5 protein-coding genes and 2 pseudogenes are annotated in these 11144 nt (G+C 48.1%); 3 read left to right on the top strand and 4 right to left on the bottom strand.

The genetic code is table 11. The features are described from left to right. The 3 genes and pseudogenes from ABUA47_RS17590 to ABUA47_RS17580 form a co-directional block, all read right to left on the bottom strand. Nucleotides 1-104, bottom strand: a pseudogene (locus tag ABUA47_RS17590) (DNA-binding response regulator); the annotation flags it as partial. Between the two features lie 5 nt (nucleotides 105-109). After that, nucleotides 110-1654, bottom strand: a complete 1545-nt coding sequence (locus ABUA47_RS17585; RefSeq protein ID WP_005830174.1) for a sensor histidine kinase — start codon at nucleotides 1652-1654, stop codon at nucleotides 110-112. A 300-nt stretch (nucleotides 1655-1954) separates the two neighbouring features. Beyond that, nucleotides 1955-4111, bottom strand: coding sequence for an elongation factor G (locus ABUA47_RS17580; RefSeq protein ID WP_008664112.1), 2157 nt, complete (start codon nucleotides 4109-4111; stop codon nucleotides 1955-1957). A 250-nt stretch (nucleotides 4112-4361) separates the two neighbouring features. Here ABUA47_RS17580 and ABUA47_RS17575 point away from each other — a divergent pair, with 250 nt between their 5' ends. Continuing rightward, nucleotides 4362-6131: a gamma-glutamyl-gamma-aminobutyrate hydrolase family protein gene (locus ABUA47_RS17575; protein ID WP_008664114.1), complete on the top strand. Its 1770-nt coding sequence runs from the start codon at nucleotides 4362-4364 to the stop codon at nucleotides 6129-6131. 147 nt (nucleotides 6132-6278) lie between these two features. Further along, nucleotides 6279-9599: a beta-galactosidase gene (locus ABUA47_RS17570; RefSeq protein WP_118067125.1), complete on the top strand. Its 3321-nt coding sequence runs from the start codon at nucleotides 6279-6281 to the stop codon at nucleotides 9597-9599. A 114-nt stretch (nucleotides 9600-9713) separates the two neighbouring features. Here ABUA47_RS17570 and uxuA read toward each other — a convergent pair whose 3' ends face one another. Further along, nucleotides 9714-10895 carry a mannonate dehydratase gene (uxuA, locus tag ABUA47_RS17565; RefSeq protein WP_035449146.1) on the bottom strand — a complete coding sequence of 394 codons (1182 nt, stop codon included), beginning with the start codon at nucleotides 10893-10895 and terminating at the stop codon, nucleotides 9714-9716. A 162-nt stretch (nucleotides 10896-11057) separates the two neighbouring features. On the opposite strand from uxuA, the pseudogene ABUA47_RS17560 reads away from it, so the two are divergent. After that, nucleotides 11058-11144 (top strand): annotated as a pseudogene (locus tag ABUA47_RS17560) (DNA-3-methyladenine glycosylase I); the annotation flags it as partial.

Raw genomic sequence — 11144 nt, 5'->3', positions numbered from 1 at the left:
GGATATAACTCGGCAGCGTACCCTTTTGCTTGTAAATATTCTCTTAAAAGCATGCCAAGATTTTCATCATCTTCGCACAATAAAATACGCAGTTTCTCGTCCATATCAATCAATTTTTTAATAAAGGTAATGCAATAATAAATTTAGTTCCTACGTTCAGTTCACTTTCTGCCCGGATAGTTCCCTTATGATCCATGATAATCTTCTTCACATAAGCCAGTCCCAAGCCGAAGCCTTTCACATCGTGCAGATTACCTGTATGCACGCGATAAAACTTCTCGAATATCTTTTTCAAATTCTCCTTCTTGATGCCGATGCCGTTATCTTGGATGGAAATCATCAGTTTGCCAGGCTCATTCCAAGTCTTCACCGTCAGTTGCAGATCCGCATCCGGACGTTTATACTTCACTGCATTATCCATGAGATTGAAAATCACATTGGTGATATGCATCTCATCGGCAAAAATGGCAGAGTTGGTAGCTTTAAGCTCCGATTCAATCTTTCCATTATAACGCTCCACTTTCAGTGTAAACGTGTTGATAACACCCGCTATCAGCTCGTTGGCATCCAGTTCCTTATTCTTCAAAGTAGCCTTCTGACGGTCAAACATCGACATCTGAAGCACTTTTTCTACCTGGAACCTCAAGCGCTTCGTTTCATCGTTGATGACACCCGATATATGCTGGAACATAGTCGGAGACTTGCCCACAGCCGGGTCTTTCAACATCTGTGCCGCCAGAGAAATCGTCGATATCGGCGTCTTGAACTCGTGCGTCATATTATTGATGAAATCATTCTTCATCTCCGTCAGCTTCTTCTGGCGGAATACGATGTAAATCGTAAAGATGAACGTCACCAGCAGTACAAAAGTAAATATCATCGACGGTATCATAAACCTGACCGAATCGAAGATATAATCCTTCTTTCCCGGAAAATGTATCTTGACGATACTCATACGGGCTGGTGGGTCATTCAAAAACAATGGCTGCGAATAAGAGCTTTCACTCCCTGCATCGCTATAATCCGCACAACGGTATACCTCCCGACCTTCCCGGTCTATCACCTTGAAGTGATAATCCATATCACCGAGACCATTCTCTATCAGACCTGCTTTTAGATACTGGTCCAGACTTTTGAAATTAACACGCTCCTCAATCGGCTTGTCGCTGGCATTGTATACCATCTGCAACACCACCTCGTCTACCAATGCACGCTGGTAAAGATAGCGGTTTTTAAGCATCTCTATCTGCGAGCGTGAAGTCTGAGGAATGGTTTTTGCTCCGTGTTTGCGTGAAATCATTGCTCTTGGCAATTCAGAAGGCTCGTTACTGAAAGTTTTCAATTCCACCGAAGAACGGACACTGCCATCCGGAGCTGTCATCACAAACCGCTGGGTACGCATCACTCCGCTACTGCTTTGCGATTGTTCCCACGCCTTCTTTTCTGCCTCGGAGATATCCTCATTCAGCCAACGCACAACCTCTGCGGACTCTGCCTCTTTCGAAGCAGCCATCAACGCACGCTTCACCGATTCATCAAATTGTCCGTTACGCATCTTCACCATTTCCTCAATATAGCTTATCTGCAGATACAGCAAACTAAGGAAGGAAAGCCCCATAACAACACCTAATATCCATATAGTTGACTTTTTCATAGTCACAAAATTAACACTCCCTAATTAACACTCCTAACCAATTAACCTGATTTAACCGGACGTTCTCGTAAATTAACCGAAGACCATTTTTTAGGTTGTATTATGAGCATTATAACAAAAACACAAGCCTTTGGTTTGCAAATTTAATAAAAAATTAATCATTCAATTCACAATTCTGCATGTTCTTAATCTACGTTAATGAAAAAAGCCGTTATTACTTGCCATGAAGTAACAACGGCTTTAACAATTGTTATATTAGCAGCCGGTAGTTACAACAGCCAAACTACCAACCCCTGAAAATCATTCTTCAGCTTGCTTTGCCTCAAATTCCTTAATCAGTTTATCCTGCACATCACTCGGAACGAGTTCATAGCTGGCAAACTTCATGATGAACGAAGCACGTCCACCAGTCAGTGAGCTAAGTGCCGTAGAGTAGGATGACATTTCCTTCAAAGGCACCTTAGCACTCAGTTTTTCGTAACTGGCCTCGCTGCTCATACCCATAATCATGGCACGGCGTCCCTGCAAGTCCCCCATCACATCACCCATCTTGTCCGACGGAACAAATACTTCCACGTCATAAATGGGTTCTAGAATCTTCGGGCCTGCATTCTTGAACGCTTCGCTGAACGCATTCCGTCCCGCCAGCATAAAGGAGATTTCATTGGAGTCAACCGGATGCATTTTTCCGTCATATACGATGACACGTACATCGCGAGCATACGAACCAGTCAACGGTCCCTGCTCCATACGTGACATGATACCCTTCAAGATGGCCGGCATGAAACGTGCATCAATGGAACCACCCACAATACTATTGACGAATACCAGCTTGCCACCCCATTCCAATGGAACTTCTTCGGTACCCTTGACGTTCATCTTGAACTCCTGACCATTGAATTTATAGGTTTCGGGCAACGGCATGCCTTCGTAGTAAGGCTCAACAATCAGATGAACTTCACCGAACTGGCCTGCACCACCCGACTGCTTCTTATGGCGATAATCCGCACGGGCAGCTTTGGTAATCGTTTCGCGATACGGTATTCTCGGTTCTTCAAACTTGATTTGCAGTTTTTCATTGTTTTCCAGACGCCACTTCAAGGTACGCAAATGGAATTCACCTTGTCCGTGTACAATAGTCTGACGCAATTCTTTAGACTGGTCTATCACCCATGTCGGGTCTTCCTCTCGCATACGGTTCAAAGCAACCATCATCTTTTCTGTATCCGACTCGTTCAACGGCTTGATAGCACGTGAGTATTTGGAGTTCGGATATTTAATGAAGTTGAAACGGTTTTCAGAGCCCTTACCGTTCAATGTATTGCCGGTATGTACATCCTTCAGTTTCACTGTACAGCCGATGTCACCGGCTACCATTTCCTCTACCTTGATACGGTTGGCACCGGCACAAGCATAAATCTGCGCGATGCGTTCCTTGGAACCGCGGTCTGCATTGGTAAAATCATCACCTTCGTGCACTTTACCACTCATAACCTTGAAGTATTGAACATCACCGATATGCGGCTCAACGGCAGTCTTGAAGAAATACAAGGAAGTCGGTCCGTTAGAATCCGGCTTCACCACCTCACCGCGTGTATTGTGCACCGGTGGCATTTCGTCCACAAACGGCACCACATTACCCAGGAACTCCATCAGACGGCGTACACCCATATCCTTGCCGGCACAGACGCAGAATACCGGGAACATACCTCGTGAAGCCAGTCCCTTGCGGATACCTTCGCGCATTTCGTCTTCTGTCAAAGAGTCCTGCTCAAAGAATTTTTCCATCAGGCCTTCGTCATGTTCGGCTGCAGCTTCTACCAAAGCCTTGTGCAGTTCTGTAGCCTTTTCCATTTCTTCGGCCGGAATTTCTTCAATAATGGGAGCGCCACCTTCGGGTCCCCACGAATATTTTTTCATCAAAAGTACATCGATCAACGAATTGAAGTTCGGTCCGGTAGCCAGCGGATATTGCACGGGCACCACCTTCGGACCGTATATGGTTTGCAACTGCTCAAGCACCATATCATAATCGCACTTTTCATTATCGAGCTGGTTTACCAGGAAAATAACCGGTTTGCCCAGTTTCTCGGTGTAGCGGAAATGGTTCTGCGTACCTACCTCGGGACCGTATTGCCCGTTCAGCAGCAGAATGGCAGTATCTGTAACGTTGAGCGCCGTCATGGCAGCCCCTACAAAGTCATCACTACCCGGGCAGTCAATGATATTCAGTTTCTTGCCGTTCCACTCCACATGGAAAACGGTGGAAAACACAGAATAGCCGTATTCCTGCTCCACCGGGAAGTAATCGCTGACTGTATTCTTGGCAGTAATCCTGCCGCGACGTTTTATAATACCACTCTCAAAGAGCAGCGCTTCCGTGAGAGTGGTTTTACCCGAGCCGTCATTGCCAAGGAGGGCAATGTTCTTAATTTCATTCGTCTGATATACTTTCATGATATATTAAGATTTTAAGTGAATAACCTGACATACGATGATGCCGTTAACTTTTTGTGAGGCGCAAATTAGGCATTAATTCAAAGAAAAGCAACATCGGGAAGCATGTTATATAACACACTTCCTCCACCAACAAAGAATATAATGTTCTTCTGCCAATAAACTGCCCGAATTCACAAGTCATCCAACTTCTTGGACGGCTTAAATATTTCTTATAACTTTGCAGGAAAAAGAATCCCCCCCGAAAACCATGAACAAACTACTGTTAACAACACTGCTCGTTCTATGTCCATATTTGGCAATGGGACAGTCCAACCAAAAAACAACCAGGAAAGCCCCTCTCATCGGCATTTCCTGCTCACATCCGGGCCGAAGCTCATCCACACAGATGACGTATACCGAGTCTGTAATCCAGGCAGGTGGAACACCTATACTGATTTCCATCACTACCGATAGCCTTATCTTGACAGACATTGCCAACCGGCTGGACGGTATCATTCTGATAGGAGGAGGAGACATCCACCCTTCCTATTTCAATGAATCGCCCATCGAACAGCTGGGAGAGGTGGACTCCCTGCGTGATGTATACGACATGGCACTCATCCGCCTGGCTACCCGGCGTAACATTCCGATGTTTGGCATCTGCCGGGGAGAACAGTTAATCAATGTAGCTTTCGGCGGAACCCTTTATCAGGATATCCCTACCCAGCATCCCGACACCACTGTCTGCCACCAGCAGCAGGAACCGAGCAGTATACCAACTCATACCGTCCACCTCACTCCCGGTTCTGCCATGGCATCCATAACCGGACAGACACAACTTTTCACCAATACTCACCATCACCAGGCGGTCAAGCAAGTTGCCCCGGGATTCAGCGTAACGGGTTGGTCGTCAGACAGTATTCCCGAAGCTATAGAGTCTTCCCACGAATATCCGATATGGGGTGTGCAATTCCATCCCGAAGCTCTGGCTACGGCAGGCGACAGCATCTCTGCCAGATTCTTCTATTTTCTGGTTCAAAAGGCAGCTACCTACCGGCATGCCAAAGAGATTCATCGCCGCATCCTCTCCCTCGACACGCATACAGACACCCCACTTGATTTTGACGTTTCCTATAATATAGGTACGCGCGAAAAAACGCAGGTTTGCCTGCCCAAGATGCGAGAAGGAAAATTGGATGGACAATACCTGGCATGCTGGGTGCGTCAAGGCCCGTGCGATGAAGAGAACAGTCTGAAAGCCATTGACCGAGTGGATGAGTTGATACGCCACATCTACCGACAAGTGGAGATGAACGGGGAGCAATGTGCCATAGCCCGCACGCCCGATGATTTGTCCAGGCTCAAGACCGAAGGAAAGAAAGCCTTTTATATTGGCATCGAAAACGGATACGGCATCGGCAAGGATTTGAAGAATATCACCCGTTTCCATGATGCAGGCGTTACCTACATCACCCTTTGCCACACCCGCAACAATGACATCTGCGACAGTTCTTCGGACACGACTGCCCGTTGGAACGGCTTAAGTCCTTACGGTAGAAAAGTGGTGAAAGAAATGAACCGGCTGGGAATAATGATAGACCTTTCCCATGCAGCCGAAAGCACCTTCTGGGATGTACTGAAATATTCAAAAGCACCGGTCATAGTCTCCCACTCCTCTGCAAGCGCCATCTACAGACACGACCGCAATCTGACCGACGAACAGCTACGCGCCCTTGCCGCACATGGCGGTGTGGCTCAAGCCTGCCTGGTAGACGAGTTTCTGAACCCGGATGCCAAGAAAACCAACCTTACGGACTTCATGAAACACCTGCTGCACATGGTTGAAGTGGCAGGCATAGACCACGTGGGCATTGGCTCGGACTTCGACGGTGGAGGCGGGGTCAAAGGATGCAATGGGGACAATGATTTCATCAATATCACCGTCCGTCTGCTGGAACATGGATTTACAGAAACAGACATCGCCAAGATATGGGGTGGAAATTTCCTCCGGGTGATGAAACAAGTACAAACCAAATAGAAAAGACCGAAAAACATCACAAAAAGGAGAGATTAGAGCTATAATCTCTCCTTTTTGACACATTTACATACCCTCCATTTCTCAACTTTCGCATATCTTTGCCCAAAACATAAACGATTTATTAATTATCTAATACCGAATTCTTAAATGAAAAGGAAAATTATTTGGAGTTTTGCATTGCTGGCCTGCCTTTGCTGCCTGCCATCTGCAAAAACAAAAGCACAAACGAAAAATGCCGCAATCATACCCGGGGAAGTATGGAAAGACACCGACGGCAATCCCATCAACGCCCATGGCGGCGGCCTTCTTTACCACGAAGGGACCTACTATTGGTATGGCGAATACAAAAAAGGGGAAACCATCCTGCCCGAATGGGCTACGTGGGAATGCTACCGCACCGACGTAACCGGTGTCAGCTGCTACTCTTCAAAAGACCTGCTGAACTGGAAGTTCGAGGGTATTGTACTTCCTGCCGTGAAAGATGACGAGAAACACGACCTGCACCCCAGCAAGGTGTTGGAACGTCCCAAAGTGATTTACAACGAAAAGACAAAGAAATTCGTCATGTGGGCGCATGTGGAAAGCGCCGACTACAGTAAGGCATGTGCCGGCGTAGCGATCAGCGATTCTCCTACCGGGACATTCACCTATGTAGGCAGCTTCCGTCCCAACGGTGCGATGAGCCGCGACCAAACAGTGTTCGTTGATGATAACGGCAAGGCATATCAGTTCTACTCGTCGGAAAACAACGCTACCTTATATATAAGCGAACTAACGGATGACTACCTGAAGCCCACTGGTCGCTATACACGCAATTTCGTGAAGCAAAGCCGCGAAGCACCCGCCGTATTCAAGTATAACGGCAAGTACTATATGCTCTCTTCCGGTTGTACCGGCTGGGATCCCAATGTTGCCGAACTGGCTGTGGCCGACTCCATCATGGGGCAATGGACTACCATCGGCAATCCGTGTACCGGTCCTGATGCAGATAAGACCTTCTATGCACAAAGCACTTACGTGCAGCAAGTATACGGAAAAGGAAATGCCTACATTGCCATGTTCGACCGCTGGAAAAAGAAAAACCTTGAGGACTCACGCTACGTATGGCTCCCGCTTGAATTCGGCAAGGACGGCACAATCGCGATACCCTGGCGCGACAGCTGGGACCCGCGTACCCAATGGGAAGGACAAGGCGACTTCTCTGCCGGCAAAGGAACATTCCTATTGAATGGCAAGCCGTTTGTCATCAAAGCCGCAGAGCTGCACTATCCACGTATCCCCAAAGCCTATTGGGACCAACGCATCAAGCTATGCAAGGCACTGGGCATGAACACCATCTGCCTTTATGTATTCTGGAACTCCCACGAGTCTCAGCCGGGAGTGTTCGACTTCACCGGACAGAATGACCTGGCGGAATTCTGCCGCCTATGCCAGCAGAACGACATGTATGTCATCCTGCGCCCGGGACCGTATGTCTGTGCCGAATGGGAAATGGGCGGACTGCCCTGGTGGTTACTCAAGAAAAAAGATATCCGCCTGCGCGAATCCGACCCCTACTTTATGGAGCGTGTAGGTATCTTCGAAAAAGCCGTTGCCGAGCAGGTAGCCGGTATGACCATACAGAACGGAGGTCCCATCATCATGGTACAAGTAGAGAACGAATACGGCTCCTACGGGGAAGACAAAGGCTACGTATCGCAAATCCGCGACATCGTACGCGCCAACTACCCCGGCGTAGCACTGTTCCAATGCGACTGGGCGTCCAACTTCACCAAGAACGGACTCCACGACCTGGTATGGACCATGAACTTCGGTACAGGAGCCAACATCGACCAACAGTTTGCACCGCTGAAGAAACTCCGTCCTGATAGCCCGCTGATGTGCTCCGAATTCTGGAGCGGCTGGTTCGACAAGTGGGGAGCCAACCACGAAACCCGTCCGGCTGCCGACATGATTGCCGGCATTGACGAGATGTTGTCCAAAGGCATCTCCTTCAGCCTCTACATGACCCACGGAGGGACCAACTGGGGACACTGGGCAGGAGCCAACTCACCCGGATTCGCCCCTGACGTAACCTCTTACGACTACGACGCCCCCATCAGCGAATCGGGACAGACCACTCCCAAATACTGGGAATTGCGAAAAGCATTGTCCAAATACATGAACGGCGAGAAGCAGGCTAAAGTTCCCGCTTTAATCAAGCCCATCCGTATTCCGTCTTTCCAATTTACAGAGATGGCTCCTTTGTTCGACAATCTTCCTGCTGCCAAGAAAGACCGCAATATCCGTACCATGGAGGAATATAACCAGGGATTCGGAAGTATTCTCTACCGCACCACACTGCCCGAGATGAAAACCCCGTCCCTGCTCACTGTGAACGATGCGCACGATTATGCCCAAGTTTTCCTGGATGGCAAATACATCGGCAAACTGGACCGCCGCAACGGTGAAAAGCAACTGGAATTCCCCGCCTGCCCCAAAGGTGCACGCCTCGACATTCTGGTAGAAGCCATGGGCCGCATCAACTTTGGACGTGCCATCAAGGACTTCAAGGGTATCACCCAAAGCGTAGAACTTACCGTAGACATCGACGGCCGTCCTTTCACCTGCAACCTGAAGGATTGGGAAGTCTATAATCTCGAAGATACATACGATTTCTATAAGAACATGAAGTTCCAGCCCATCGGCTCACTGAAAGATGAGTTAGGACAACGCATTCCGGGTTGCTACCGTGCCACCTTTAAGGTGAACAAGCCCAGCGACACATTCCTAAACTTCGAGACTTGGGGCAAGGGACTTGTCTACGTCAACGGGCACGCCATGGGACGCATTTGGGAAATCGGCCCGCAACAGACCCTCTACATCCCGGGATGCTGGTTGAAGAAAGGTGAGAATGAAGTGATTGTCTTCGACATCATCGGTCCCAAAGAAGTTAAGTCCGAAGGACTGAGCGAGCCATTACTGGACCAGTTGCTCGTCACCAAACCGCTGACGCACCGCAATGAGGGTGAAAATCTCGACTTGTCCGGTGAGCAGCCCGTCCTCTCCGGCAGCTTCAATCCCGGCAACGGTTGGCAGGAACGCAAATTCGACCAACCCGTCACCGGACGTTATGTCTGCCTGGAAGCCTTGAGTGCACAAGATGGAAAAGACCTGGCTTGCATTGCCGAAATGTATCTGCTGGATGAGAATGGGGAACGTCTGTCACGCGAACCCTGGATTGTCAATTATGCCGACAGCGAAGACGTATCCCACGTCAACTGTTCTGCGGACAAAATCTTCGACCTCCAGGAATCAACCTATTGGAGCACAACAAAAGACACTCCATACCCGCATTCTGTCGTGATTGACTTGGGTAGTACCCGCACCCTGACCGGCATACAATATCTACCCAGAATGGAAAGCGAGGTACCGGGTGGAATCAAAGACTTCAAGGTTTACGTAAAATCCAAGGCTTTCAACTATTAAGCCGGATTTACAACACTAATAGATTCTTTAGACACGGATTACATGAAAAATCATGGATAATAAATGAAGAATATCCATGATTTTTCGCGTAATCCATGCCTAACTTAAAATCAATCAAACAGATTTTCCGTACAATTCATCGTCTACCACAGCCAGCATTCCCTCCACTTGAGCCAATGCCAGCATACGGCCATGAAAAGAATAACCTGCATTGTACCCTTTATCCTCGTCGCCCAACATCATGCGACCGTGGTCCACACGCATCGGCAATCCCGGATTTTCTTTCTCAAAGATACGAATCAAATCAATGAGGTGTCCCCTTCCCTCCAGATGGGAACTTTCGATAAAGTTTCCACCCGGTATTGCCTTCGTACTGCGCAAATGCACAAAGTGGGTACGCCTGGCAAACTTCCTTGCCAGTTCACGGGTATCATTCTGTTCACCCGCACTCAATGAACCGGCGCAAAAAGTCAGGCCATTATGGGGATTGTCCACTGCACTCAGTATCCAGGCAATATCTGCCTCGTCTGTCACAATGCGCGGCACCCCCAATACCTGAAAAGGAGGGTCATCGGGGTGTACACACATATTCACCCCATATTCCTCGCATACCGGCATGATGGCAGACAAGAAATAACGCATATTCTCGCGCAGAGCCTCCCGGTCTATCCCTTTGTATAGCGCCAGCAAACGTTTGAACAGGGTTACCGGCTCCTTGTCACCTTCCTTGATGTTGCCATTTACGAATCCTTGTGTCTTTACGATAATCGTATCTACCAGCTCTGCCTTTTCAGACTCCGTAATCACCTTATCCAGTTCTGCCACCTTGTCCAGCTCTTCCGGAGAATAATCGGCTTCCGCATTCTCCCGTTCCAATATCTTCAGGTCGAAGTAGGCAAAACGGATTCTGTCGAAATAAAGAGAAGATGTCCCGTCTTCCCAGGGATGTTGTAAGTCCGTGCGAATCCAGTCAATCACCGGCATGAAGTTGTAACATACCGTCCGGATGCCTGCCTTGCCGAGATTGGCAAGGCTTATCTTGTAGTTCTCTATCAATCGGTCACGCTCACTCCCCGCATATTTGACAGCCTCGCACACCGGCAGACTTTCTACTACAGACCAGCGCAATCCGAAGGATTCAATATAATCCCTCAAATCTTCAATGGCTTCCAACGTCCATATTTCACCGTTGGGAACTTCATGCAAGGCAGTGACAACGCCTTCCACTCCTATCTGTTGCAACATGGCAAGGGTTATCTTGTCTTTCTTGCCAAACCATCTCCAAGTCTTTTCCATTCTTTATTATTAATTTTCTTGTTTTTCAGGCGTTCAAACCACCCGTTACCTTTTTGCAAAAGTAAGAAAGAATATGAGAACTGTCCATTCTGAATGGATAGATTTGTTTGTTCGCAATGAAAACAATATCTTAGCACTTCATTACATATATTAATTACGCTTATGCAAGACTTTATAAACGGACGTTGCGGCTGGTGCGGAACCGACGAGCTGTATGTGAAATACCACGATGAAGAGTGGGGAAAACCG

This window comes from Bacteroides sp. RTP31139st1_H2_RTP31139_211217, from assembly GCF_040227615.1.
Classification (GTDB): Bacteria; Bacteroidota; Bacteroidia; order Bacteroidales; family Bacteroidaceae; genus Bacteroides; species Bacteroides uniformis.
This window is presented reverse-complemented; position numbering and strand designations above follow the sequence as displayed.